The organism is Kitasatospora hibisci (genome assembly GCF_043950205.1).
GTDB classification, from domain to species: Bacteria; Actinomycetota; Actinomycetes; order Streptomycetales; family Streptomycetaceae; genus Kitasatospora; species Kitasatospora hibisci.
Genome location: NZ_CP171642.1, coordinates 4,118,480 through 4,144,023 on the forward strand (window position 1 = coordinate 4,118,480; position 25,544 = coordinate 4,144,023).

Genomic DNA, 25,544 nt, shown 5'->3' on the forward strand with positions numbered 1-25,544 from the left:
CCCCGAAACAGAGTGCTGTCGCTCCGACAGATCTGACGTACCTTAGCGACTCCGCCCGACGCCGCCGGTTTCGAGGGTGTGAGGGTGCTCAGAGCGCCTGGTCACCGGGGAGCGGGCCACTGCGGCGCGCGGCCCGCAGGTAGAGCACGGCGGCGAGTGCGTACACCAGGGCGACGCCGGTCACCACCGCGACCGAGCGGCCGGAGAGCGGCAGCACCAGCGCGGTCACCAGGGCGGCGGCCACGAAGGCGACGTTGAACAGCACGTCGTAGATGGCGAAGACACGGCCGCGGAAGTCGTCCTCGACCGACTCCTGGACCACGGTGTCGGCGCAGATCTTGGTGCCCTGGGTGACCACGCCGAGCAGCAGGGCGGCGATCAGGCAGGGAACCAGTGAGAAGCCCAGCCCGAGCGCGGGCACGAAGACCACGGGGGCGGCGAGGCAGAGCGTCATCCAGCCGGCCAGGCCGATCCGCCGGGTGCACCAGGGGCTGATCAGCGCCGCGAGGAAGAAGCCGGCCGCGGAGAGGCCGACCGCCTGGCCGAGGGTGGCCAGCCCGGCCGCGCTGTCGTTCGGGTCGTTGAAGGTGTAGCGGGCGAGCATGACCACCATGACGATCAGCACGCCGTAGCAGAACCGGGCGGCGGTGACGGCGGCCAGTGCGTGGACGGCCGGCCGGCAGTCCCGGACCAGGTGGGTGACGGCCGCGCCCAGGTCGCGGGCGGCCTGGACCAGCGCCCGGCCGAGCGCGGGGCGGTCCGGGCGGTGCTCGGGCCCCAGCAGGTCCCGGTGCATCCGCCGGGCGGCCAGCGCCGCCGAGAGGTAGAGCAGCGCGGCGACGGTGACCAGCGCCGCGTCGGCCCGCGGCCCGGGGGGCATCACCTGGTGCAGCACGAAGCCCAGCCCGCCGCCGGAGGCCGCGGCGACGGTGCCCAGGGTGGGGGAGAGCGCATTGGCGGTGACCAGCTGCTGCTGCTCCACCACCCGCGGCAGCGCGGCGGACAGCCCCGCCAGGATGAACCGGTTGAGCGCCGTGACCAGCAGCGCGGAGGCGAAGAACAGCGAGGTCGGGGCCTCGGCCAGGAGCAGCGCCCCGGTGACCAGGCCGAGCCCGAACCGGGCCAGGTTGCCGTAGAAGAGCACCTGGCGGCGGCGCCAGCGGTCCAGCAGCACCCCGGCGAACGGTCCGATCACCGAGAACGGCAGCAGCATCACGGCCAGCACCGAGGCGATGTCGGCGGGGGAGGACTGCTTCTCCGGGGAGAAGACCACGTAGGCGGCGAGCGAGACCTGGAAGACGCCGTCGGAGAGCTGGGACAGCACCCGGGCGGTCAGCAGCCGGCGGAAGTCGCGGCCGCGCAGGAGGTCCGGGAGCGTGGCGCGGCGCGCGGACCGGTGGGTGCTGCCGTTCTCCGTGATCGCCACCCGCCCAGACTGCCATGGAACCGGCCTGTGTTTCACGTGAAACATTCGCCGGGAAAAGGTGAACGGGCCCACGGCTGACCGTGGACCCGTTCGGTTGGCGGTGAGCGCCGCAGATCAGCGCTCAGCGCCCGAACTTCAGCGCTCGACCTCGCCGCGGATGAACTTCTCGACGTTCTCCTTGGCCTCGTCGTCGAAGTACTGGACCGGCGGGGACTTCATGAAGTACGAGGACGCCGACAGGATCGGGCCGCCGATGCCGCGGTCCTTGGCGATCTTCGCGGCGCGCACGGCGTCGATGATGACACCGGCCGAGTTCGGGGAGTCCCAGACCTCAAGCTTGTACTCCAGGTTCAGCGGGACGTCGCCGAACGCACGGCCTTCGAGGCGGACGTAGGCCCACTTGCGGTCGTCCAGCCAGGCCACGTAGTCCGACGGGCCGATGTGGACGTTCTTGGCGCCCAGCTCGCGGTCGCGGATCTGCGAGGTGACGGCCTGGGTCTTGGAGATCTTCTTCGACTCCAGGCGCTCGCGCTCAAGCATGTTCTTGAAGTCCATGTTGCCGCCGACGTTCAGCTGCATGGTGCGCTCAAGGATGACACCGCGGTCCTCGAACAGCTTCGCCATCACACGGTGCGTGATGGTGGCGCCGACCTGGGACTTGATGTCGTCACCGACGATCGGCACGCCGGCCTCGGTGAACTTGTCCGCCCACTCCTTGGTGCCCGCGATGAACACCGGCAGGGCGTTCACGAAGGCGACCTTGGCGTCGATGGCGCACTGGGCGTAGAACTTGGCCGCGGCCTCGGAGCCGACGGGCAGGTAGCACACCAGGACGTCGACCTGCTTGTCCTTGAGGACCTGGACGACGTCGACCGGGGCCTCGTCGGACTCCTCGATGGTCTCCAGGTAGTACTTGCCCAGGCCGTCGAGGGTGTGGCCGCGCTGGACGGTGACGCCGGTCGGCGGCACGTCGCAGATCTTGATGGTGTTGTTCTCGCTGTTGCCGATGGCGTCGGCCAGGTCGAAGCCGACCTTCTTGGCGTCGACGTCGAAGGCGGCGACGAACTCCACGTCACGGACGTGGTAGTCGCCGAACTGGACGTGCATCAGGCCGGGGACCTTGCCGGCCGGGTCGGCGTCCTTGTAGTACTCGACACCCTGCACCAGCGACGCGGCGCAGTTGCCCACGCCCACGATGGCTACGCGAACCGAACCCATTCCGGTTGCTCCCTGTGATCTCATGAGGGCCGCCGGGAATCGGCGGCACTCGTCCTGCTTCTTCGATGACTGCTTGACGGGCGCGCGAGGCGCCCACTCCTGCCGCGTGGCACAGGGCTGACGCGGCGGTCAGCGCTCCTGGGCGGAGCGCCCCGGGCGGTCGTACGGTGGCCCGGGCGGATCCGGGGATCCGGCCTCCTCGCCACGGCCGTCCGAAGTCTTGTCGGGTACTGCGGCGCCCGGCCCGCCGGCGGCCGGTCCGGTCCGGCCGGTGCGGTTGGCCCGCTCGGTCTCGATCAGCTCGTTGAGCCACCGGACCTCGCGCTCGACCGACTCCAGGCCGTGCCGCTGCAGCTCGACGGTGTAGTCGTCGAACCGCTCGCGCGCCCGGGCGAGCGAGTTGCGCATCCGCTCCAGGCGTTCCTCCAGCCGGCTGCGGCGGCCCTCCAGGACGCGCATCCGCACGGCCCGGTCGGTCTGGCCGAAGAACGCGAAGTGGACGCCGAAGTGCTCGTCCTCCCAGGCGTCGGGGCCGGAGTCGGCGAGCAGTTCCTCGAACCGCTGCTTGCCCTCGGCGGAGAGCCGGTAGACGATCTTGGACCGCTTGCCGTTGAGCGCGGTGGCCGGGACGTACTCGACGTCCGGGTTGTCCTCGACCAGGAAACCCTGGGCGACCAGGCTCTTCAGGCAGGGGTAGAGCGTTCCGTAGGAGAACGCGCGGAACGATCCGAGCAGGACGTTGAGTCGCTTGCGCAGCTCGTACCCGTGCATCGGGGCGTCGTGGAGCAGACCGAGAACGGCGAACTCCAGCACTCCTGAGCGCCTGCCCAATGCCGTCGTCCTCCTTCCCCTCAGCCCGTCCGCGGGCCGCCGTCTCCGGCGGTATGCCGCTCCGATGTATCGGCTCGATATATCGAGAACAGTAAACCTGGGCCCCCGGTGGAGCAAGAGGGGCGCGCGTGAATGTGATCACAAGGCGACGCGCGGGTGTGCTTGGCAACGGGCGTGTAATGATCTGCTGCCGTTTTGCGGTCATTGGCGGCTTAGGCCTGATTTGTTGTGCTTCTGTCCTGCGTACGCTGTCGCGTGTGCACGAGGACCACCTCCGGGGTTAGGGCGGTTGCGGGCATCGGACGTGGACCCTGCCTTCAGGCTTCGACCGCCTGGCGAGGAGTAGCTGGAACATGAGCGAACGACGGCGCAGGTCGCCCAACGGAGACGGGCAGCCGCCGGGCGACGGCGGCGGGACGGGCGGAGCCGAACGCGACGAGCTCAGCTCGGAGGGCTTCCGACGGCGCTCCCCGGGCGTCCGGGAGACGGCCCAGCAGCCCCGGATGACCCGCGCCGAGATGCGCAAGGCGGCCGCCAAGGGCAGCAAGCGCGGCCCAGGCGCTCCCGCCGGTGCGGCCGGCCGGGACGGCAAGCCGGGCAAGAAGCGGTTCATCGACTACCCGCGCTTCGGCAAGCAGGGCTTCCGCCGCTGGCTGCCGTCCTGGCGGCTCTGCCTCAGCACGTTCCTGATCGTCTTCGCGGCCTGTGTCGGCACGGTCTTCGTCATCTACCAGAGCACCACGATCCCGCCGCTCAAGGAGCTGGTGAAGGAACAGAACAACATCTACTACTGGGCCGACGGCACGGAGATGACCCGCAAGGGCGAGACGAACCGTCAGATCGTCGAGCTCGCCGACATCAGCCCCAACCTGCAGAACGCGGTCATCGCGGCGGAGAACGAGAGCTTCCGCACCGACAGCGGCATCGACCCCAAGGGCATGATGCGCGCGGTCTACAACATGGCCAAGGGCGGCCAGACCCAGGGCGCCTCGACCATCACCCAGCAGTACGTCAAGAACGCGTACCTCAGCCAGGAGCAGACCCTCACCCGCAAGGTGAAGGAGTTCTTCATCACCCTGAAGGTCAATCAGGACATGAAGAAGGAAGAGATCCTGAAGGGGTACCTGAACACCAGCTGGTTCGGCCGCGGCACCGGTGCCCAGGCCGCCGCCCAGGCGTACTACGGCGTCAACGCCAAGGACCTCGACCTCTGCCAGAGCGCGATGCTGGCCGGTCTGCTCAAGGGCGCCGCGCTCTACGACCCGAGCATCAAGGGCAACCACGAGCGTGCCGAGGTGCGCTGGAAGTGGATCCTGGACCGGATGGTGGAGACCAAGAACGCCACCGCCGAGGAACGGGCCAAGTGCACCACGTTCCCCGACCCGATCAAGCCGGTGCCGCCGACCAACATGAACGGCCAGATCAGCTACCTGGTCGACGTCGCCAACCGGTACGTCGCGGCCAAGGACCCGAAGATCGACCAGCAGACGCTCGCCAAGGGCGGCTTCAAGATCTACACGACCTTCGAGAAGGACAAGGTCGACGCCCTCAAGAAGGCCGTGGACGACGTCCGGAACGAGACGCTCAACCCGCAGAAGCGCCCGGACAACGACAACTGGGTCCAGTTCGGCGCGGCCAGCGTCCGCCCCGGTGACGGCGCGATCGTCGCCATCTACGGCGGCGACGGCGTGGAGAACCAGCACTTCGACAACAACGCGGACGCCCAGGGCGTCCAGGTCGGCTCGACCTTCAAGCCGTTCGTGCTCGCCGCCGCGATGCAGGTCGGCGTGCAGACCGCGACCGACGACAAGGGCAAGCCGAAGCGGATCAACGCCGACAGCCGCTACCTCTCCGACGACATGTCCGAGATCCGCCGGCCGGACGGTTCGCTGATCATGGACGACACGACGGGCAAGCCGTACCGGCAGAAGAACGAGGACAAGGGCAAGCGCGGCTACGTCTCGCTGCGACAGGCCATGCAGTGGTCGTACAACGTCCCGTTCGTCCAGCTCAACCAGGACGTCGGTGGCCAGAACGTGGCCGACATCGCCGAGAAGATGGGTGTCCGCAAGGAGAGCTTCGTCGACACCAAGACGACGACCTTCCCGCTCGGCACCTCCGGCATCAGCCCGATCCGCATGGCCGACGCCTACGCGACGCTCGCCGCCAGCGGCAAGCAGGCCGACCCGTACTCGGTGACCAAGGTGGAGCTGAACGGCGTCGAGCGCCCGGGGTTCAGGAAGCCCGAGCTGAAGCAGGCGCTGGAGCCGGCCGTCGCGGACAACGTCACCGACGTGCTGGTGAACGTGGCCAAGAACGGTACCGGTTCGAAGTCCAACGCGCTGGGCCGCCCGGTCGCCGGCAAGACCGGTACCACCGACCAGAACAAGTCGGCCTGGTGGGTCGGCTACACCCCGCAGCTGGCCACCAGCGTCGCGATGTGGCGCGAGGACCCGGCCAAGCACGAGCGGCTGTCGCTCAACGGCACCGGCGGCAAGGACTCGGTGCACGGTGGTGACACCCCGACCGACGTCTTCACCCGCTACATGAAGGCCGCACTGGCCAACGAGAAGAAGCTGGACTTCCCCAACCCGCAGCCGGTCGGCAGCCAGGTGGACTCCTCGGGCGCGCCGAGCACGGCCACGCCGAGCAGCTCGCCCTCGGCCACCGAGACCGCCCCGACCCAGACCCCGGACCCGGGTGCCCCGCAGCAGCCGGAGCCGACCGCCACCCAGGGGCCGGCCTGCGTTCCGGGTGTTGACTGCCCGGGCACCGTGCCCACGCCGTCGGCGACCAAGACCCACCCGACGCCCGGCGGTGGCAACGGCGGCGGCGGCGGTGGCGGCGGCGGTGGCTCGACCACGGCGCCCTCGCCCACCTGTCTCCTCGGGCTGTGCCCCTCGCCGCAGCCGACGGCGACCTCCACCGGCTCGCCGACCGGCCCGAGCGGCAAGCCGACGAAGCCGACCATGTCGCCCAGCCCGACCGGTGCCGTCCAGGCGGCGCCCTGACGGGCGCTGATCCCCGATGCACCACGGCGGTGGCGGTCCTCCTCGGAGGGCCGCCACCGCCGTTTCGTCATGATTCGCCGGATCGCGCCGAGACCGGCGAGGGGTCCTCCTCGTCCAGTCGCGGGAGGTGCGGCAGGATGTCCGGCATGACGTCGAGCGCTCGTGACGATTCCGCCGGCCAGACCGGGCCCATCAAGGGCGCCGGGCCCGATCCGGCGGCACCGGGAACGGCCTCCGCCGGTGCCGCGGACCGGTCCGGGACGGCCGCCCCGCCGGCCAACACGGTGGTCGTCCCGGCCGACGAGGACCCGGTCGCGGCGGCCGGCAGCGAGGTGATCGGCGGCCCGCCCGGGCGGCGCGCCCTGCTGGGCGTCTCCTGGTGGATCCCGGCGCGCTTCCTGGCGCTGGTGGTGATCGTGGTCTCGGTGCTGGGCATGGTGCGGCAGCTGCCCTGCTACGACGGCGCCTGGTTCCAGCCGGGATCGCCGCAGTACATCCACGCCTGCTACAGCGACATCCCGCACCTGTTCTCCGGGCGCGGCTTCGCGGCGGGCCTGCACCCGTACGTGGACCGGATCCCGGGCACCTCCGGCGATCTGCAGTTCCTGGAGTACCCCGTGCTGACCGGTCTCTTCATGCAGGTCGCGGCCTGGGTGACGCCGGGCGGCGGGACGACCACGAGCCAGGAGCAGTGGTTCTGGGCGATCAACGCGGGCCTGCTGATGGCCTGTGCGGTGGTCGCCGTGGTGGCGGTCTCCCGGACCCACCGCCGCCGCCCCTGGGACGCCATGCTGTTCGCCCTCGCGCCCTGCCTGCTGCTCAACGCCACCGTCAACTGGGACCTCCTGGCGGTCGCGCTGGCCGCCGTGGCACTGGCCTGGTGGGCGGGCTCGCGGCCGCTCTGGGCCGGCGTGTTCATCGGTCTGGCCACCGCGGCCAAGCTCTATCCGGTGCTGCTCCTCGGACCGCTCCTGGTGCTCTGCTGGCGCACCGGCAGGTGGCGCGAGTTCCGTGCGGCGCTCGGCGGCGCGGTCGGCGCCTGGCTGGTGGTCAACCTGCCGATCATGCTGGCCAACTGGGAGGGCTGGTCGACCTTCTACGTCTTCAGCAAGCACCGCAAGGAGGACTACGGCTCCTTCTGGCTGATCCTGATGCAGAACCGGGGCGCGAGCCTGGAGAACCTCGACGTCTACGTCGGGGTGCTGATGGTGCTCTGCTGCCTGGCCATCGCCTGGCTCGGCGTCTCGGCGCCCCGCCGCCCGCGCCTGATGCAGCTGGCCTTCCTGGTGGTGGCCGCGTTCGTCCTGGTCAACAAGGTCTACTCGCCGCAGTACGTGCTCTGGCTGATCCCGCTCGCCGTGCTGGCCCGGCCGCGCTGGCGGGACTTCCTGATCTGGCAGGCCTGCGAGGTGCTCTACACCCTGGGCATCTGGTCCCACCTGGGCTTCGTCACCGGCCCCAAGCAGCACGGGATCGGCGAGGCCTGGTACCACTTCGCGATCGTGCTGCACCTGGCCGGGACGCTCTACCTGGTCACCATGGTGGTCCGCGACATCCTCTTCCCGGACCGCGACCCGGTGCGCTGGGACGGCAGTGACGACCCGTCCGGCGGGGTTCTCGACCACGCCCCGGACGTCTTCGTGCTCGGCACCGCCCGGCGGCTGCAGGAGGAGGCGAGCTACGCCGGATACGCGCCGGCCGGCCCCGAGCAGTGGCTGGACGAGCCACCCGCCGCGGAGCCGGCCGGAAGTACCGCGCGTCGGTAGAGCAGCGTCAGCGGTCCACCACCCGGTCGAAGTGGGTGGTGGTGTGCCGCACCTGGAGGGTCAGCTCGTCGCCGATCGCCGGCGGCTTGGTGTCGTTGTCCAGGAGGAGCAGCGAGACCTGCATGTGCGGCGGCTCGGCGAACCAGAGCTGCTTGCCCGACCAGTGGAACGGCGACTTGGTCTTGTTGACCGTCGCCAGGCCGGCCCGGGCGATCCCCTTCGCCCGGGAGGACATGCCCTGCACGTACTTGGGCGCCTCCAGGCCGATGCCGTGCGCCGTCCCGCCGGCGACCACCAGCAGGTGGCCGTCGGACGGCGCCGGGTGCTGGCGGTAGCCGTAGCGGTCGCCCTTGGAGACCCGGGTGACGTCCAGGACGGTCGCCCGGACCTCCAGCGCGCCGTGGTCGCCGAGCCAGAGCCGGGTGCCGATCCGGGCCCGGAAGACGGTGTCCGGGTAGCGCTGCGTGAGCTGCTCCATCCCGGCCGCGCCGAGGTGGCTGACGAACACGGTGTGCACCGGGATCCCGGCGGCCCGGGCGGCGTCCACCCAGTACGCCACCTCCTCCACCGGGCTGGAGCCGTCAGGCCGGTCCATCGGCAGGTGCAGCGCCAGGCCCTCGAACGAGACGCCGTCCAGCTCGGCGGCGACCGCCGGCAGGTCGGCGGCGCCCACGCCGTGCCGGCGCATGGTGGTCATGCACTCCACCACCACCCGGGTGCCGTGCAGCGCGCGCAGCCCGTCGACGCTCGCCACCGTCCGGATCACCCGGGCGTGCGGCAGCGGCAGCACCTCCTCGCCGATCCGGTACGGGGTGAGCACCAGCAGCTCGCCGCCGTACCAGTCGGCCGCGTCGGCCGCCTCGTAGGCGGTGCCGACCGCCAGCACCCCGGTGCCGAGCAGGGTCGCCTCCTCGGCGAGCCGGTGGTTGCCCAGGCCGTAGCCGTTGCCCTTCGCCACCGGCACCAGGCCGGGGAACTCGGCCAGGACGGAGCGCTGGTGGGCGCGCCAGCGCTCGGTGTCGAGGTAGAGCGACAGCGTCATCGGGTCATCTCCCAGGGGTGTCGGTCACGGCGGGCGGGCTGCTCGGGCGGCGGCTCAGCGGCGCGACATGTAGAGGTCGAGGGCCTTGTGGAGCAGCTTGTTGAGCGGGAAGTCCCACTCGCCGAGGTACTCGGCGGCCTGGCCGCCGGTGCCGACCTTGAACTGGATCAGGCCGAAGAGGTGGTCGTTCTCGTCCAGGGTGTCGCTGATGCCGCGCAGGTCGTAGACCCCGCCGCCGAGGGCGTAGGCGTCGCGCATCATCCGCCACTGGACCGCGTTGGACGGCTTGACCTCGCGCTTGTGGTTGGCCGAGGCGCCGTAGGAGTACCAGACGTGCTCTCCGACCACCAGCATCGTGGTCGCGGCCAGCGGCTCGCCCTCGTGGTAGGCGATGTAGAGCCGCATGCGGTTCGGGTCCTCGGCGGTGAGCGCCTTCCACATGCGCTGGAAGTACGACAGCGGCCGCGGGGTGAAGCGGTCGCGCTCGGCCGTCACCAGGTACAGCTGGTGGAAGATCGGCAGCTCGTCGTAGCCGCCCTGGACCACCTCGACGCCGCTCTTCTCGGCCTTCTTGATGTTGCGGCGCCAGAGCTGGTTGAAGCCCTTCTGGATGTCGTCCAGCGAGCGGTTGGCCAGCGGCACCTGGAAGACGTACCGGGGCTGGACGTCGCCGAAGCCGGCGCCGCCGTCATCGCCCTGCAGCCAGCCGGCCTTGCGCAGCCGGTCGGCCACCTCGAAGGCGCGCGGCTCGTACCAGTCGGCCTCGATGTCGCGCAGGCGCTTGGCCTGCTTGGCGGCGATGGCCTCCTTGATGGTCGGCGCGTTCCAGCGGCGGATGACCACCGGCGGGCCCATCTTCACCGAGAAGGCGCCCTGCGACTTCAGGTGCGCCAGCATCGGCTGCAGCCAGCGGTCCAGGTCGCGGTCGAACCAGTCGATCACCGGGCCCTCGGGCAGGTACGCCAGGTAGCGCTTGACCTTCGGCAGCTGCCGGTAGAGCACCAGGCCGGCGCCGACCAGCTGGTTGGCCTCGTCGATCCAGCCGATCGACTCCGAGCGCCACTCGGCCTTCACGTCGCCCCAGGACGGCACCTGCATGTGGCTGGCCGAGGCGCGGCTCCTGATAAAGGCGAGGTGCTCCTCGCGGGTGATCGTCCTCAGGCGCAGGCTCATGCTCGGTGCTCCTCGTCGGTCGGGCTCGGTGGGCCCCGGGTTCTCGGGGTGACTTTATCGCCCGGTGCCCCTGCGGCCGCGGGCGCGGCGGCGCCCCCGTCGTGTACCTGTCTCCTGCATGTAGGTACGCGACGGGGGCGCCGGGGGTTCCTGACGGGACGGCCGGGGCGGCCGACCGGGGGAGCGAGGGGGTTGCCGGGCCCGTACGGTCCCGGGGCGTGTCTGCCCTAGCCCCAGAGGCCGCCCCTGGCGATTCCCAGGTAGAAGCCCCACGCGGAGGCGGCCAGGCCGATCACCAGGACGAACCGCTCGGCCGTGGTGACGGAGACGAACTGGCCCCAGAACCCGGAGACGATGCCGAGGAGCCCGGTCCACGAGCTCATGATGTGGAGGTTGTGGAAGAACGAGGTCGTGAAGGCCAGCACGCCCAGGACGGCGGTGATGCCGACCAGGGTGTTCTCCCGCGGGTGGCGGTGGCCGTCGGTGTTCAGGGTGAGCGGGAGCCCGTGGATGGTGAGAGCCATGAGTCCTACCTCCTGGCGAGGAGACGAACGAGCAGGAAACCCGTTCCGTCCAGATTGCGGCGGTTGCGCGGGTCTCACAACCCCTATGCGTTTTGTTCGGCCGTCCGGGTGCGGGTAGGCTGTGCGGTCTGCACTGGTGTAGTTGTGCCCCCCTTGTGTCCTCTTGAGGGCCGGCGGGGCCGAGTGTCGGACCCGGCCGCTACGGTGAGCCGGTGTCGTCACTACTCCGGTGCCGACGCTGCACAACCCTCCTGCCACGGAGAGACCGTGGCCGCTGAGTCCAAAGGAGGTGGGTTACTCATGCGTCACTACGAGCTGATGGTCATCCTCGACCCCTCGGTCGAGGAGCGCGCTGTCGCCCCCCTGATCGAGAACTTCCTCACCGTCGTCCGCAACGGCGGCGGCAAGGTGGAGAAGGTCGACACCTGGGGTCGTCGCCGTCTGGCTTACGAGATCAACAAGCAGTCCGAGGGCATCTACTCGGTCATCGACCTCAAGGCCACGCCTGAGGTCGTCAAGGAGCTCGACCGCCAGCTGGGCCTGAGCGAGTCGGTTCTGCGGACCAAGGTCCTGCGCCCGGACACCCACTGAGCCACCCGCTGAGGCCCCAGGGCCTCGGGTAGCTCGCGTCCGCTGTTTCACGTGAAACAGCGGTGAACGGAACTCTTCCGGAGAGGTCACCACCACCATGGCAGGCGAGACCGTCATCACCCTCGTCGGCAATCTCGTCGACGACCCCGAGCTGCGTTTCACCCCGTCGGGTGCGGCGGTCGCGAAGTTCCGCATCGCGTCCACTCCCCGCACCTTCGACCGCCAGACCAACGAGTGGAAGGACGGCGAGAGCCTCTTCCTCACGTGCAACGTCTGGCGGCAGCCGGCGGAGAACGTCGCCGAGTCGCTGCAGCGCGGCATGCGCGTCATCGTGCAGGGCCGGCTGCGCCAGCGGTCTTACGAGACCAAGGAAGGCGAGAAGCGGACGGTCTTCGAGGTCGAGGTCGACGAGGTGGGCCCGAGCCTGCGTTCGGCGACCGCGAAGGTCACCCGGGCCAACCGGTCCGGCGCTCCCGGTGGCGGCGGCTTCGGCGGCGGCCAGCAGGGCGGCGGCCAGCAGGGCGGTGGCTGGGGCGGCGGTGGCGGCCAGCAGGGCGGCTGGGGTGGCAACTCCGGCGGCCAGTCCGGCCCGTCCGACGACCCCTGGGCGTCCGGCGCTCCCTCTGGTGGCAACCAGGGCGGCGGCGGCTGGGGTGCCCCGTCCGGCGGCGGTTTCTCCGAAGAGCCCCCGTTCTAGAGCTGACAGATTTCGTGCGGCCCGGCCGCCGGCGTCCCAGGACGCCCGCCGGGACGTGAACCCCAAATGGAGCACACAATGGCGAAGCCGCCTGCTCGCAAGCCGAAGAAGAAGGTTTGCGTCTTCTGCAAGGACAAGGTCAACTACGTTGACTACAAGGACACGAACCTGCTGCGGAAGTTCATCTCCGACCGCGGCAAGATCCGTGCCCGCCGGGTGACCGGCAACTGCACCCAGCACCAGCGTGACGTCGCCACGGCCGTGAAGAACAGCCGTGAGATGGCGCTGCTGCCCTACACCAGCACCGCGCGCTAAGAGAGGGTGACCGAATAATGAAGATCATCCTCACGCACGAGGTGCCGGGTCTCGGCTCCGCCGGCGAGGTCGTCGAGGTCAAGGACGGCTACGCCCGCAACTACCTGGTTCCGCGTGGCTACGCCATCCGCTGGACCAAGGGTGGCCAGAAGGACGTCGACGCCATCCGTCGCGCCCGCAAGATCCACGAGATCCAGACCCTTGAGGCCGCCAACGAGGTCAAGGGCAAGCTCGAAGGCGTCCAGGTCAAGCTGGCCGTCCGCTCGGGCGAGGCCGGCCGCCTGTTCGGCTCGGTCACCCAGGCCGACGTCGTCGAGGCCATCAAGGCCGCCGGCGGCCCGGTTGTGGACAAGCGCGCCGTCGCGATCGCCTCGCCGATCAAGACCGTGGGCACCCACAAGGTCTCGGTCAAGCTGCACGCCGATGTCCTGGCCAGCCTGGACGTCGCCGTCGTCGCCGCCTGAGCTTCTCGGTAGCGGCCCTCGGTCGTCGTCGGGGTCGGGGCCCGCACCGCCGGTGCGGGCGGTCAGGCCCGCACCGCTCCGGTGACCAGCCACCTGCCGCCGCGGGCCCGCCAGGCCAGGAAGCCGCCGCGGACCAGCATGAAGAGGTTCATCGCCCACCAGAGCCCGGCCAGTCCGGTGCCACTGGCCGGCACGGCCAGGGCCACCGGGGCGAACACGGCCAGCGTGCCGAGCATCGCCCAGGCCAGGTAAGGGCCGTCGCCCGCGCCCATCAGCACCCCGTCCAGCACGAAGACCAGGCCGGCGACCGGCTGGCAGAGGGCGAGCAGCAGCAGGACGGTGTTCAGCTGGGCCTGCACCGCCGGGTCGGGGGTGAACAGCGGCACGTACAGCGGCCGGGCCGCCACCACCAGGAGGCCGAGGACCAGGCCGGAGCCGATGCCCCACTCGATCATCCGCCGGGTGGCCGCCCTGGCACCGGGCACGTCCGAGGCGCCCAGGCAGCGGCCGATGATGGCCTGGCCTGCGATCGCGATGGCGTCCAGCGCGAAGGCGATGAACAGGAAGACGGTCATGGCGATCTGGTGCGCGGCGATCTCGTCGTCGCCGAGCCCGGCGGCCACCGCGGTGGCGATCATCAGGACCGCGCGCAGGCTCAGTGTGCGGACCATCAGCGGGCCGCCGGCCTTCGCGCAGGCCCGGATCCCGGCCGCGTCCGGCCGCAGCGAGGCCTGTTCCCGGCGGGCCCCGCGGACCACCACGAACAGGTAGGCGGCGGCCATCCCGGTCTGCGCCAGCACCGTGCCCCAGGCCGAGCCGGCCACGCCGAGCCCCGCGCCGTACACCAGGCCGAGGTTCAGGACGAGGTTGGCGGCGAAGCCGGCGACCGCCACAGCCAGCGGCGTGCGGGTGTCCTGCAGGCCGCGGAGCACGCCGGTGGCGGCCATCACCATCAGCATCGCCGGGATGCCGAGCGCGCTGATCCGCAGGTACGTGACGGCGTACGGCGCGGCGGTCGCCGAGGCGCCCAGCACGTCGGCCATCCGGGGGGCCAGCAGCAGGGTCAGCGCGACCACGCCGGCCGAGAGCGCCAGCGCGAGCCAGATGCCGTCGATGCCCTGCTGGATGGCGGCCCGGCGGTCCCCGGCGCCGATCCGGCGGGCCACCGCGGCGGTGGTCGCGTAGGCGAGGAAGACGAAGACCCCGGTGGCGGTGGTGAGGGCGGCCGAGGCGACGCCGACGCCGGCCAGCTGCGCGGTGCCGAGGTGACCCACGATGGCCGAGTCGGCCATCAGGAACAGCGGCTCGGCGACCAGGGCGCCGAACGCGGGAACGGCGAGCGCGAGGATCTCCCGGTCGTGCCGCCGGCGGGCGGTGGTGGGGGCGGTCATGCGGACAAGGCTACTCATCCACAGGTAATGACCACCAGCAATGGTAGAGCATTACTCGAAATCCTGAGCGACGGCTCCGGCGCGGTGTGTGTCCACGGCCACCCGGGTGTGTGTGAAGTATTTCTCATGCACAGCCCCGGGAGGGGGTCATCGCAGGTCAGCGAGTTGACGGTGGAGCGATCGTCGGGTTATCCACAGGGCTTTCCACAGGGGTGTCCACAGGATTGCGGTAGTTCTCCACAGCCTGGGGGCGGCCGTCCACACCCCCTGTGGATAACCACCTTGGCGCAAGGGCGCCCGGCGCCTTAGCGTGGGCCCTCCGCCCGACACTCCCGCCCGCCACCTGGCGTCCGTTCCGTCGGTGCGGTGCCGTAGAAAGAGGAGTGCGGCGAGGGAGGGGCGCGGCTCCGTTCCACCCAGCCACCGGCAAGGCCAGCTCCAACTCGCACCACTCGCTGATCGGGGAACACGCGTGACCGGCCCCCAGTACGACGACCACGACGCCCCGCCGCCCGAGGAGGACTGGCCGATCTCGGACGACCCCTTCCCCGTCGGCGCCTTCGCCGACGCGCCGTTCCCGGACGGCCCCGGCGACCGGCTGCCGGTCTCGCGCGGGCGCGGCAACGGCCAGGGCCCGGGCGGCTTCCAGAAGGGCGGCAAGGGCGGTTCCGGGGGCTTCCAGCGGGACGGCAAGCGCCGCCAGGGCGAGGACGAGCGCCCCGACGCCGGCGACGGCTTCGAGCGTGTCCCGCCGCAGGACCTCGCCGCGGAACAGTCCGTCCTCGGCGGCATGCTGCTCTCCAAGGACGCCATCGCCGACGTGGTCGAGGTGCTCAAGCCGGCCGACTACTACCGGCCCGCCCACGAGCTGATCCACGGCGCGATCCTCGACCTCTACGCCCGTGGCGAGCCGGCCGACCCGATCACCGTGGCCGGCGAACTGACCAAGCGCGGCGAGCTCCAGCGGGTCGGCGGCCCGGGCTACCTGCACACCCTGGTCAACTCGGTCCCGACCGCCGCCAACGCGGAGTACTACGCCGAGATCGTCCACGAGCGCGCGGTGCTGCGCCGGCTGGTCGAGGCCGGGACCAGGATCGCCGGCATGGGCTACGCCGCCGAGGGCGACGTCGACGAGATCGTCAACGCCGCCCAGGCGGAGATCTACGCCGTCACCGAGCAGCGCACCAACGAGGACTACGCGCCGCTTGCCGACATCATGGAGGGCGCCCTCGACGAGATCGAGGCGATCGGCTCCCGCAACGGCCAGATGTCCGGCGTCCCGACCGGCTTCGCCGACTTCGACGCGCTGACCAACGGGCTGCACCCCGGTCAGATGATCGTCATCGCGGCCCGTCCGGCCATGGGTAAGTCCACCCTCGCGCTGGACTTCGCCCGGGCCTGCTCGATCCACAACAAGCTGCCGAGCGTGATCTTCTCGCTCGAAATGGGGCGCAACGAGATCGCGATGCGCCTGCTCTCCGCCGAGGCCCGCGTCGCGCTGCACCACATGCGCTCCGGGAACATGACGGACGACGACTGGACGCGGGTCGCCCGCAGGATGCCGGACGTCAGCGAGGCGCCGCTGTTCATCGACGACTCCCCGAACCTGTCGATGATGGAGATCCGGGCCAAGTGCCGCCGGCTCAAGCAGCGCAACGGCATCAAGCTGATCGTCATCGACTACCTCCAGCTGATGCAGTCGGGCGGCTCGCGCCGGGCCGAGAACCGTCAGCAGGAGGTCTCGGACATGTCGCGAAACCTCAAGCTGCTGGCCAAGGAACTGGAGGTGCCGGTGATCGCGCTCTCGCAGCTGAACCGTGGCCCCGAACAGCGCACCGACAAGCGGCCGATGGTCTCCGACCTCCGCGAGTCCGGCTCGATCGAGCAGGACGCCGACATGGTCATCCTGCTCCACCGGGAGGACGCCTACGAGAAGGAGTCGCCGCGCGCCGGCGAGGCCGACCTGATCGTCGCCAAGCACCGTAACGGCCCCACGGCCACCATCACGGTCGCCTTCCAGGGGCACTACTCGCGCTTCGTCGACATGACCCGGGACTGACCGGGCCCTCGTAGGGTCTCGGATTTCGTGGCCGAATCTCACGAACGATGGCCAACCCGGGTCCGCCGGGCGAGACTTCGCAGGTCAGTGACTCGCCCGGAACCCGGCCTTGCCGGGGATTCGGCCACGACGGCGAGACTGCCCGGCCCGGCCACACCGTGAGACACCGGGCGAACTGTCAGGTCACGGCGCTGCCGTGTGACACGAGCGGCGGGACTCTACAACGTGTGCAGGTCTCGGACCGGGACAAGATCTCCCGCGCCCTCAAGCCGATCTGCACCGCGTCGCCCGCCGACGCCGCCGAGGAGCGCTTCCTGGAGTCCATGTGGAACGGGCACCAAGTATCCAGCGATCGTTCGGCTCTGGTCGGACGCCTGCGCCGAGTGCGGGCCGTTCCTGCAGTTCGAGAGACCCTCATCGTACGGCCTTGCTGGACCTCCTCGCCGAAGTCGGCACCGTCACGGCGAGCGAAGCCGCCGCCCGACTGGGCTACAGCTCCGGACTCTGCTCATTTCACCTACGGCAGCTCGCACGCCACGGACACATCGAGGAAGCCCCTCACCGCGGGGGCCGTGCACGACCCTGGCGTCTGAGAGAGCACAGCCCCACTGCCGTGGCCTCCGCGGAGGCGCAGTTCGGAGACTTGGCCCGTGGGCTGGAGGACGAGAGCTGGCAACAATGGCTCGGCCATCGAGATCACGCGCCAGGCGAATGGCGCCGCGACGAAGCCTTCAGTGCCGTCGCCTATCTGACGCCCGAAGAAATGGGCCGCGTCGCCGATGCCATCCGAAGGGCACTCGCCCCCTACCAAGACCGCGAACAACGCCCCTTGGCCCGGCCCGACGGCGCCCGGCCGGTGGCCCTCATCACCCGCCTGTTCCCTCTGCTTCCCCACGCCACGGACGACCCGGATCAGGAATAGGAAGTCGCCGGCTGTTCCGCGGGGGCTTCAGGAAACGACCCGAAGCTGAGACGTGAGACGGGTGCACGGTGTGAGGCGGGCCGAAAGCGTCCAGTTCATCGCGTCGCCGCAGCGGCGCGGACGGTCCCGGCCGAGGAGGTGCCACGGCGGTGAGAGGCGGCACCCGTCCGGCGTGAGGCAGCGGGGAAGCTGCTCAGCGCCTCGTCTCGTACCTGGTCAGGACCACGCCGCCGGGAAACGTCCGCGTCTCCACCAGGTTCAGGTCCACCCGGCTGTCCAGCGCCGTGAAGAACGGCGTGCCGCCGCCCACCAGGACCGGATGGGTGGCGATCACGTACTCGTCGATGAGCCCGGCGCGCATGGCCGCCCCGGCGAGCGTTGCCCCGCCGATGTGCATCGGGCCGCCGTCCCCGGCCTTGAGCCGGGCGATCTCGGCGATCGCGTCGCCGGTCACCAGGCGGGCGTTCCAGTCGACCCCGTCGATCGTCGAGGAGAACACCACCTTCGGAGTGGCCCGCCAGTGCCGCGCGAACTCGATCTCCGCAGGGGTGGCGTCGGGCTGCTGGTCGCCGGTAGGCCAGTACGCGCTCATCGTCTCCCAGAGCCTGCGCCCGTACAGCGACAGGCCACTCGCCTGCTCGTGGTCGAGCCACCACCGGAACAGCTCGCGGCTCGGTGGTCCGCTCCAGCCGATGTCGCCGCCGGCCGCGGCGATGTAGCCGTCCAGGGTCAGGTTCATGCCGTAGATCAGCTTCCGCATGGCCCAGCCTCCCGTCCCGGGTGTCCGGCGTACGGCCCGGTGCCGCGCGCCGACCCGTCGGCGCGCGATCCGGGCTCACCGGTGGTCCTCACGCTCCCAGGCTCAGCGTGGTGCACCCGGCCGACACGGGCAAGCGCCTGACCTCGGGGGACGCGGGGGCGGTCCGCCCCCGCGGTCGGCCGGCCGCCCCGGAAGGGCGTTTCGGAGGGTCCAACCGCCGCACTCTGGAGGGGAGCCACGCGTCTCCATGGACTACTGTCACCTGCCGTGAAGACGATACGACAGCTGTCCGCCCGCCGGGCCGGGGGAAGCACGAAAGCCCAGGCGGGCAGGCCGGCCAGTCGGCTGGGCTGGCTCGACGCGCTCCGCGGCGTGGCCGCCCTGGTGGTCGCCCTCCACCACTTCGACATCCTGAAGATGCTGCCGGACCGCATGGCCGCCTTCATCTGGTGGCACGCGGACCTCGGCCTCTACGGCGTGATGCTGTTCTTCCTGGTCAGCGGCTACATCATCCCGGCCTCGCTGGAGCGGCGCGGGGACATGCGGCAGTTCTGGATCGGCCGGTTCTTCCGGCTGTGGCCGCCGATCGTCTTCGGCATCGCGGTGGCGCTCGCCATCGTCCCGAAGGGCGACGGATCGGTCGCCCTCTTCGCCACCGACCACGACCTGGTCTACCTGGCCGCCAACTCGACCATGCTGCAGGACTTCATGGGCGTCTGGAACGGCCTCGGCGTCATGTGGACCCTCAGCTACGAGATGGTCTTCTACTACATGGTCACCGCGCTCTTCGCGGTCGGCCAGCACCGCCGCAGCGGCCCGCTCGCGGTCGGTTTCGCCGCGGTGGCGCTGCTCTTCGGCACATCCATCGCCTCCCACACGCTGACCCACGACGTCGCCTCGACCCGGAACCTGGTCTGGGGCTCCGTCCTGATCGTGCTCTTCGCCTTCGCCTGCATCCTCAGCGGGCGCCAGAACCTGGTCCGGACCGGCGCGATCACGCTCGGCCTGCTGGGCCTCGTGCTGATGTACAACAACAGCCGGGCCCCGATGTACCAGACCCTGATGATCTTCGCGACGATGTTCGCGGGCACCGTCCTCTACCGCGCCGAGCACCGCCAGATCGACCGCCTCCAGGCGATCCTCTGCTGCGGCTTCGTGATCGCGGCGGGCGTGGCCGTCGCCTGGATGTACAACCGCGACGGCATGGAGCAGAACACCTGGACGGCCGGCTGGCGGGCCTGGGCCGGCTCCTACCTCGCGGCCTGGATCACCTTCGGGATCGGCATGGCGCTGCGCAAGCGCCGCTTCCCGAAGCCGCTGACCTGGCTCGGCGCGATCAGCTTCTCGCTCTACCTGCTGCACGTCCCGCTGGTGCACACCCTCCAGCACCTGCTGGAGGTGCCCAAGGTGCCCCTGACGACCGGCGGCAAGGTGATCTGGACGGTCGAGTACCTCGCCGTGATCATGGTGGCGAGCTGGCTGATGTACCGCCTGGTGGAGCTTCCGGTGCAGAAGCTGGGCAAGAAGGTCAGCAAGGCGGTCGACCGCCGCTGGCCGGCCGTCGACCCGCTGGTGGTCGCCGCGGCGCCAGGCCGGGGCGGCCGGCGCCGCTCCCGGCCGGACCGAGCCGCCGGTGCCGGTCGAGGTCGGTGCGGGCGGTCCCGGGCACCGGGGCCACTGACCGCCGGTCCGCATGCGTAAGGGCTCGCCTCCCCGACGGGGAGGCGAGCCCTTCGCCGTACGGCGGCCGGGTCAGAGCGTGACGGTGGCGCGGAAGACGGTGGCGGCGGCGCCGTCGAGCCGGGTGGCGGTGCCGGTCGCCGGCAGGAAGGCGGACTCGCCGCGGGCGAGCTCCAGCACGGTGCCGTCGGCGGCGGTGAGGCGGGCGGTGCCGGCGGTGCAGAGCAGGATCTGCGGGGCCCGGCCGTCGAGCTCGCGCTCGCGGCCGTCCAGGGTGAAGCGGGAGAGCCGGAACTCGTCGATCGGCACGGGGTAGAGCTCCTCGCCCGGGGTGCCGTCGACGGGGGCGGGCAGCAGCAGGTCCGGGGCGCCGGGGGTGAACCCGACCACCTTGAGCAGCTCCGGCACGTCGATGTGCTTGGGCGTGAGTCCGGCGCGCAGGACGTTGTCGGAGTTGGCCTGGAGCTCGACGCAGACGCCGTGCAGGTAGGCGTGCGGGACGCCGGCGCCGAGGTAGAGCGCCTCGCCGGCCCGGAGCCGGACGGCGTTGAGCAGCAGGCCGGCGATCAGGCCGCGGTCGTCGGGGAACCCGCGGGTGATCCGGGTGTACAGCGCGTAGGGGCCGTCCGGATCCTCGGCGGCGGCCTTCTCCACCGCCTCGGCGGTGTCCCGGACGGCGGCCTCGGCGGTGGTGTCGTCCATGGTGAGGACGGCCACCAGCGCGGTGCGCAGGGCCTCGGACTCGTCCTCGGCGCCGAGCAGGGCGACCAGCGGGGCGAGGGCGGGGACGCCCAGCCCGGACAGCAGGGCGGCCGCCTCGGCCGGCCGGCGGAAGCCGCAGAGCCCGTCGAAGTCACCGAGTGCGCAGATGAGTTCGGGCTTGTGGTTGGCGTCGCGGTAGCTGCGGTGCGGGGCGTCCTGCGGGATGCCGAGGGCGTTCTCCGCGGCGAAGCCGGCCCGCGCCTGGTCGAGGGTGGGGTGGGCCTGGATCGACAGCGGGATGCCGGCGGCCAGGATCTTGAGCAGGAACGGCAGGGCGGGCCCGAACCGCGCCACGGTGGCGGCGCCCAGCTCGCCCTCGGGGTCGTCGGCGATCAGCTCGTCCAGGGCACGGGGCCCCTCACCGCGGTCGGCGCAGGAGGGGGCGCCCGGGTGGGCGCCCATCCAGAGCTCGGCCTGGGGTTCTCCGGTCGGTTCCTGTCCGAGCAGCTCCGGGAGTGCCGTGACCGAACCCCAGGCGTACGGGCGGACTGTGTTGACGAGCCTGTCCATGCGCGTGGTTCTGCTCCTTCTCGAAGGCCGGGGACCGACCCTAGCCGACCGATGTCACCGCCGGGGAAACGATGGGCGGTGGCGGGGAGTGCCGCAGCGGTTCCGGGGGTGCGAGGCAGCGGTAGTAGGATGCCAGGACGCAGTGGTTTCCACCGTGGTGACCAGGTCGGCGGGTTGCCGACGGGGATGCGTTCAGAGCGCGGGCACGGTGACTGGCACTTCCCGCCACCGGCCGAGAGGTTTGTACGTGACCGTGAACCAGCAGAGTTTTGCTGATCTCGGCAGGGTGCTGGTGATCATCCCGACGTTCAACGAGGCGGAGAACGTCGAGCGGATCGTCGGACGGGTCCGCGCCGCGGTGCCCGAGGCACACGTCCTGGTGGCCGACGACAACAGCCCCGACGGCACCGGTGAGCTGGCCGACAAGCTGGCCGCCGAGGACCCGAACGTGCACGTCATGCACCGACGGGGCAAGGAGGGCCTGGGGGCCGCCTACCTGGCGGGATTCCGCTGGGGCATCGACAACGGCTACGACGTCCTGGTCGAGATGGACGCGGACGGCTCGCACCAGCCCGAGGAACTGGACCGGCTGCTGGGCGCGCTGCGCGGCGCCGACCTGGTGCTGGGCTCGCGCTGGGTGCCGGGCGGCCGGGTGGTGAACTGGCCGAAGTCGCGGCTGCTGCTCTCGCGCGGCGGGTCGACGTACTCGCGGCTGATGCTGGGCGTGCCGATCCGGGACGTCACCGGCGGCTACCGGGCGTTCCGCAAGGAGACGCTGCTGGGCCTGGGCATGGACGAGGTCGCCTCGGCCGGCTACTGCTTCCAGGTCGACCTGGCCTGGCGCACCGTGAAGGCCGGCTTCAAGGTGGCCGAGGTGCCGATCACCTTCGTCGAGCGCGAGCTCGGTGCCTCCAAGATGAGCCGCCACATCGTGGTCGAGGCGCTCTGGCGGGTCACCTCCTGGGGCCTCGCGGCACGCTTCGCCAGGCTGACCGGCCGCAAGGGCTGACGGCCGGCACACCGTCCGGAACGCAGGAAGCGCCCGGGCCCGCCCGTTCTCCACGGGTGGGCCCGGGCGCTTCTGCATGCCGCCGGGCGCGCCTTCCGGGCTTTCGGCGGCCGGTGCTCCCATGCTGTGGGGCGTACCCCCGTGCCGCAGGGTGCCGGGAGTCCCGACCGCCGACCAGGAGGAGCAGCCAGTGACGCCGTCCCCGCCCGAGGAGAGCGCCGGCGCGGAGCGCGCGGACGGGGCGAACCGCGCGAACGGGGCGCCGCCGGCCCGACTGCTGGAGACCGCCGTCTTCACCGGCCCGGAGTCGGCCTTCTTCGCCACCTCCACGCTGATCCTCGGGGAGCGGACGGCGATCCTGGTCGACGCCCAGCTCACCCGCAGCGCGGGGCGCGAGCTGGCCGAGTGGGTGGCCGGCAAGGGCCGCCGACTGCTGGCCATCGTGATCACCCACCACCACCCGGACCACTACTTCGGCGCCGAGGAGGTGCTCCGGCTCTTCCCGGACGCTCAACTGCTCGCCGCGCCACCGGTGGTGGAGGGCATCCTGCGCACCGCCGCGGCCAAGGTCGCCCAGTGGAAGCCGGTCTACGGCGACGACATCCCGGACCACCCGCTGGTGCCCGCGCAGCTGCTGCCCCAGCCGCTGATGATCGACCGGCAGGTGGTCCCGGTGCTGCTGCTCGGCCAGGGCGACTGCAGCGGGTCCACCGTCGTCCACGTGCCCGGCATCCGCACCGTGGTGGCCGGCGACTTCGTCTACAACGGCACCCACGTCTGGACCGCGGACACCACCCCGGAGCAGCGGACCGCCTGGGTGCACAACCTCGGCCGGATCGCCGACCTCGGCGCCGACCGGGTGATCGCCGGCCACCGGGCGCCGGGACAGGACGACGACGCGACCCGGGTGCTCGCCTTCACCGGTGAGTACCTGCAGGACTTCGACCGGCTGCTGGCCGAGCACCCGGCCGATCCGGAGGCGCTGGCCGCCGCGATGAACGAGCGGTACGGCGAGCTGACCCTGCCGGCCGTTCTGGAGCTGAGCGCGGCCGCCAACACCGCCCGGGAGGCCGGCGGGGAGGCCCCGGCCGAGCGCGAGGCGGCCGGGCCGGTCGAGTCGGAGGACGACGAGGCCTGACGGCGCCGGGGCGGGTCCGGGCCGCCCCGGGACGGGGCGGATACTGGCGGCATGACGCCGTACGACGTGATCGTGCCGGCCGGGGGCGCCGCCCGACGGCTCGGAGGGGTGGACAAACCCGGTCTGACCGTCGGCGAGAGGACGCTGCTCGACCGCGTGCTCGCCGCCTGTGCCGGCGCCCTGACCACCGTGGTGGTCGGCCCGGCCCGGCCCACCGCGGCGGACGCGGTCCGCTGGACCCGCGAGTACCCGCCCGGTGGCGGGCCGGTGGCGGCCGTCGCGGCCGGCCTCGCCGAGTCCACGGCGGAGGTCGTGCTGCTGCTCGCCGCGGACCTGCCGTTCCTCGACGAGCGGACCGTCCGGCGGCTGGCCGGCACCCTCGCCGTGGCGGACGGGGAGATCGAGGCGGTCGTGCTGGTCGACGCCGGCGGCCGCGACCAGCCGCTCGCCGCCGCCTACCGCACCGCCGCCCTGCGCCGGGTGCTCGCCTCCCTCGGCGACCCGGCCGGCCTGCCGCTGCGCCGCCTGACCGGCGGCCTGCGCACGTTGCGGCTGGCCGACACCGACGACGTGACCTACGACTGCGACACCTGGGAGGACCTGGAGCAGGCCCGCGACCGCGACCGCGGATAGGTGTTCCGTCGGGTCCGTCGGGGGCCGCCGCGGCCCGTACGGCCGGCCGCTCACGGGGGGGTGCCGTGCCGCGTGCGGGAAACGACGCGCGCCGCTCACGGGGTAAACACCCCGGCGAAACCGGCGATCGGGCAGCATGGGGCCCATGGAGCGCACGCTGGATGACTGGATCGCCGAGGTCGGAGCCGAGCTGGGGGTCGACCTGGAGGTCGACGTCCGCGGGCTGCTCGACCTCGCCCGGGTGGTGGCGCACGGCGTGGACCGACCCGCCGCGCCGCTGACCGCCTTCCTGGTCGGCTACGCCGCCGCGCAGCGCGGCGGCGGCCCGGAGGCCGTCGCCGAGGCGTCGCGGCGGACCGCCGAGCTGGCCGAGCGGTGGGCCGCTGCGGCGGCCGAGCCGGAACAGCGGTGAGCACCGTCGAGGAGCACGCCGTGCTCGGTACGCCCCCCGTCGGGCCGTCGGCCTGGCCGCAGGCGCGGGAGACCGCTCGCCGGGCCGGGCTGCGCCCGCTGCCGCCGCAGCCGGTCGACCTCGCCGAGGCGCTCGGCCACACCCTCGCCGAGCCGCTCGCGGCCCTCACCGACCTGCCCGCCTTCGACACCTCGGCGATGGACGGCTGGGCGGTCGCCGGACCGGGCCCGTGGCGGGTGGCCGGCCGGCTGCTGGCCGGTCGGCCCGCCGGGTCGGCGCTGGACGACGGAGCCGCCGTCGAGATCGCCACCGGTGCCCAACTGCCGCCCGGCGCCACCGCCGTGCTCCGCCGCGAGCACGGTGAGCTCAGCGGGGCGCTGCTGCACGACCGCGGGCCGGCCCCGCTGACCACCGGTCAGGACGTCCGTCCGCGTGCCCAGGAGTGCCGTCGGGGCGAGGCGCTGCTGCCCGCCGGCACCCCGGTCGGCCCGGCGGTGCTGGGCCTGGCCGCCGCCTGCGGCCACGATCGGCTGGGCGTCCGCCGCCGGCCGGTGGTCGAGCTGCTCGTCCTGGGCGACGAGCTGCTGGAGTCCGGGCTGCCGCGTCCCGGCCTGGTCCGGGACGCGCTGGGCCCGCTGCTGCCGCCGTGGCTGCGGGCGGCCGGTGCCGAGATCGCCGGGGTGCGCGCGGTCCGGGACGACTTCGGCCTGCTGCGCGACGCCGTCCGGCACTCCACCGCCGACGTGGTGGTCAGCACCGGGGGGACGGCGGCCGGGCCGGTGGACTTCCTGCACCGGGCCCTCGCCGAGGCCGGCGCCCGGTTGCTGGTGGACGGGGTCGCCGTCCGCCCCGGCCACCCGATGCTGCTCGCCGAACTCCCCGGCGACCGACACCTGGTGGGCCTGCCCGGCAACCCGCTGGCCGCCGTGGCCGGCACCGTGACGTTGGCGCTGCCGCTGTTGCACGCCCTGGCCGGGCGGGTGACCGAGGAGCCGGACCTCGCGCCGGCCGCCGTCGACCTGCCCGGCCACCCCGCGGACACCCGGCTGCTCCCGGTGCGCCGCACCGCGCGCGGCGCCGTCCCGCTGGCCTTCGACGGCCCGGCGATGCTGCGCGGGCTGGCCCGGGCGGACGCGCTGGCCGTGGTGCCGCCCGGCGGCGTGGCGGCGGGGGCGGCGCTCGAACTGCTGGAGGCCCCGTAACGGCCGGT

General features: G+C 71.8%; 21 protein-coding genes and 1 pseudogene. 13 read left to right on the forward strand and 9 right to left on the reverse strand.

The genetic code is table 11. The annotated features are described in order from the left end of the window. Window positions 1–88 precede the first annotated feature (88 nt). The 3 genes from ACF9IK_RS17745 to ACF9IK_RS17755 form a co-directional block, all read right to left on the reverse strand. Complete coding sequence (locus tag ACF9IK_RS17745) at window positions 89–1,426, reverse strand: MFS transporter (RefSeq protein ID WP_395295169.1); 1,338 nt, start codon at window positions 1,424–1,426, stop codon at window positions 89–91. A gap of 135 nt (window positions 1,427–1,561) precedes the next feature. Then, complete coding sequence (locus tag ACF9IK_RS17750) at window positions 1,562–2,644, reverse strand: inositol-3-phosphate synthase (protein WP_263104417.1); 1,083 nt, start codon at window positions 2,642–2,644, stop codon at window positions 1,562–1,564. Between the two features lie 129 nt (window positions 2,645–2,773). Next, complete coding sequence (locus ACF9IK_RS17755; RefSeq protein WP_395295170.1) at window positions 2,774–3,475, reverse strand: PadR family transcriptional regulator; 702 nt, start codon at window positions 3,473–3,475, stop codon at window positions 2,774–2,776. A 353-nt stretch (window positions 3,476–3,828) separates the two neighbouring features. Here ACF9IK_RS17755 and ACF9IK_RS17760 point away from each other — a divergent pair, with 353 nt between their 5' ends. Further along, on the forward strand, window positions 3,829–6,486 hold the full coding sequence (locus ACF9IK_RS17760) for a transglycosylase domain-containing protein (RefSeq protein ID WP_395295171.1): 2,658 nt from the start codon (window positions 3,829–3,831) through the stop codon (window positions 6,484–6,486). 146 nt (window positions 6,487–6,632) lie between these two features. Next, entirely contained in the window at window positions 6,633–8,252 is a 1,620-nt protein-coding gene (locus ACF9IK_RS17765; RefSeq protein ID WP_395295172.1) for a glycosyltransferase family 87 protein, read from the forward strand. Between the two features lie 7 nt (window positions 8,253–8,259). On the opposite strand, the gene ACF9IK_RS17770 is transcribed toward ACF9IK_RS17765, so the two are convergent. The 3 genes from ACF9IK_RS17770 to ACF9IK_RS17780 all read right to left on the reverse strand — a co-directional run bounded on the left by ACF9IK_RS17770 (window position 8,260) and on the right by ACF9IK_RS17780 (window position 10,991). After that, window positions 8,260–9,294: an alanine racemase gene (locus ACF9IK_RS17770; protein WP_395295173.1), complete on the reverse strand. Its 1,035-nt coding sequence runs from the start codon at window positions 9,292–9,294 to the stop codon at window positions 8,260–8,262. Window positions 9,295–9,348: 54 nt separating this feature from the next. Further along, complete coding sequence (locus tag ACF9IK_RS17775) at window positions 9,349–10,467, reverse strand: lipid II:glycine glycyltransferase FemX (protein WP_395295174.1); 1,119 nt, start codon at window positions 10,465–10,467, stop codon at window positions 9,349–9,351. Window positions 10,468–10,694: 227 nt separating this feature from the next. Continuing rightward, window positions 10,695–10,991: a hypothetical protein gene (locus tag ACF9IK_RS17780; RefSeq protein ID WP_395295175.1), complete on the reverse strand. Its 297-nt coding sequence runs from the start codon at window positions 10,989–10,991 to the stop codon at window positions 10,695–10,697. Window positions 10,992–11,291: 300 nt separating this feature from the next. On the opposite strand from ACF9IK_RS17780, the gene rpsF reads away from it, so the two are divergent. From rpsF to rplI, 4 genes are all read left to right on the forward strand, one after another. Then, window positions 11,292–11,582 carry a 30S ribosomal protein S6 gene (gene rpsF, locus ACF9IK_RS17785; protein WP_148643846.1) on the forward strand — a complete coding sequence of 97 codons (291 nt, stop codon included), beginning with the start codon at window positions 11,292–11,294 and terminating at the stop codon, window positions 11,580–11,582. 97 nt (window positions 11,583–11,679) lie between these two features. Further along, a complete protein-coding gene (locus tag ACF9IK_RS17790) occupies window positions 11,680–12,279 on the forward strand; it encodes a single-stranded DNA-binding protein (RefSeq protein ID WP_395295176.1) in 600 nt (199 codons plus the stop codon). A gap of 78 nt (window positions 12,280–12,357) precedes the next feature. Further along, on the forward strand, window positions 12,358–12,594 hold the full coding sequence (gene rpsR / locus ACF9IK_RS17795) for a 30S ribosomal protein S18 (protein WP_030304537.1): 237 nt from the start codon (window positions 12,358–12,360) through the stop codon (window positions 12,592–12,594). 17 nt (window positions 12,595–12,611) lie between these two features. Next, window positions 12,612–13,058, forward strand: coding sequence for a 50S ribosomal protein L9 (gene rplI, locus ACF9IK_RS17800; RefSeq protein WP_395295177.1), 447 nt, complete (start codon window positions 12,612–12,614; stop codon window positions 13,056–13,058). Window positions 13,059–13,120: 62 nt separating this feature from the next. On the opposite strand, the gene ACF9IK_RS17805 is transcribed toward rplI, so the two are convergent. Next, complete coding sequence (locus tag ACF9IK_RS17805) at window positions 13,121–14,449, reverse strand: MATE family efflux transporter (protein ID WP_395295178.1); 1,329 nt, start codon at window positions 14,447–14,449, stop codon at window positions 13,121–13,123. A 529-nt stretch (window positions 14,450–14,978) separates the two neighbouring features. On the opposite strand from ACF9IK_RS17805, the gene dnaB reads away from it, so the two are divergent. Both dnaB and ACF9IK_RS17815 read left to right on the forward strand, forming a co-directional pair. After that, window positions 14,979–16,508 (forward strand): replicative DNA helicase, encoded by a 1,530-nt coding sequence (gene dnaB, locus ACF9IK_RS17810; RefSeq protein WP_395298607.1) that lies wholly within the window; start codon window positions 14,979–14,981, stop codon window positions 16,506–16,508. A gap of 343 nt (window positions 16,509–16,851) precedes the next feature. Continuing rightward, the gene (locus ACF9IK_RS17815) at window positions 16,852–17,430 is read left to right on the forward strand and encodes an ArsR/SmtB family transcription factor (RefSeq protein ID WP_395298608.1); all 579 of its coding nucleotides are present in this window, start codon (window positions 16,852–16,854) and stop codon (window positions 17,428–17,430) included. Between the two features lie 193 nt (window positions 17,431–17,623). Here ACF9IK_RS17815 and ACF9IK_RS17820 read toward each other — a convergent pair whose 3' ends face one another. Next, on the reverse strand, window positions 17,624–18,190 hold the full coding sequence (locus ACF9IK_RS17820) for a dihydrofolate reductase family protein (protein WP_395295179.1): 567 nt from the start codon (window positions 18,188–18,190) through the stop codon (window positions 17,624–17,626). A 267-nt stretch (window positions 18,191–18,457) separates the two neighbouring features. Here ACF9IK_RS17820 and ACF9IK_RS17825 point away from each other — a divergent pair, with 267 nt between their 5' ends. Next, window positions 18,458–19,891 carry an acyltransferase family protein gene (locus ACF9IK_RS17825; RefSeq protein WP_395295180.1) on the forward strand — a complete coding sequence of 478 codons (1,434 nt, stop codon included), beginning with the start codon at window positions 18,458–18,460 and terminating at the stop codon, window positions 19,889–19,891. A gap of 51 nt (window positions 19,892–19,942) precedes the next feature. On the opposite strand, the gene manA is transcribed toward ACF9IK_RS17825, so the two are convergent. After that, window positions 19,943–21,142: a mannose-6-phosphate isomerase, class I gene (manA, locus tag ACF9IK_RS17830; protein ID WP_395295181.1), complete on the reverse strand. Its 1,200-nt coding sequence runs from the start codon at window positions 21,140–21,142 to the stop codon at window positions 19,943–19,945. 247 nt (window positions 21,143–21,389) lie between these two features. On the opposite strand from manA, the gene ACF9IK_RS17835 reads away from it, so the two are divergent. The 4 genes and pseudogenes from ACF9IK_RS17835 to ACF9IK_RS17850 all read left to right on the forward strand — a co-directional run bounded on the left by ACF9IK_RS17835 (window position 21,390) and on the right by ACF9IK_RS17850 (window position 25,536). Next, entirely contained in the window at window positions 21,390–22,151 is a 762-nt protein-coding gene (locus ACF9IK_RS17835; protein ID WP_395295182.1) for a polyprenol monophosphomannose synthase, read from the forward strand. 190 nt (window positions 22,152–22,341) lie between these two features. Beyond that, window positions 22,342–23,289 carry an MBL fold metallo-hydrolase gene (locus tag ACF9IK_RS17840; protein WP_395295183.1) on the forward strand — a complete coding sequence of 316 codons (948 nt, stop codon included), beginning with the start codon at window positions 22,342–22,344 and terminating at the stop codon, window positions 23,287–23,289. A gap of 51 nt (window positions 23,290–23,340) precedes the next feature. Next, window positions 23,341–24,334: pseudogene (locus tag ACF9IK_RS17845) on the forward strand (NTP transferase domain-containing protein). Continuing rightward, window positions 24,331–25,536, forward strand: a complete 1,206-nt coding sequence (locus tag ACF9IK_RS17850; RefSeq protein WP_395295184.1) for a molybdopterin molybdotransferase MoeA — start codon at window positions 24,331–24,333, stop codon at window positions 25,534–25,536. The pseudogene ACF9IK_RS17845 and the gene ACF9IK_RS17850 overlap by 4 nt, the downstream one beginning before the upstream one ends. The last annotated feature ends 8 nt before the right edge of the window (window positions 25,537–25,544 follow it).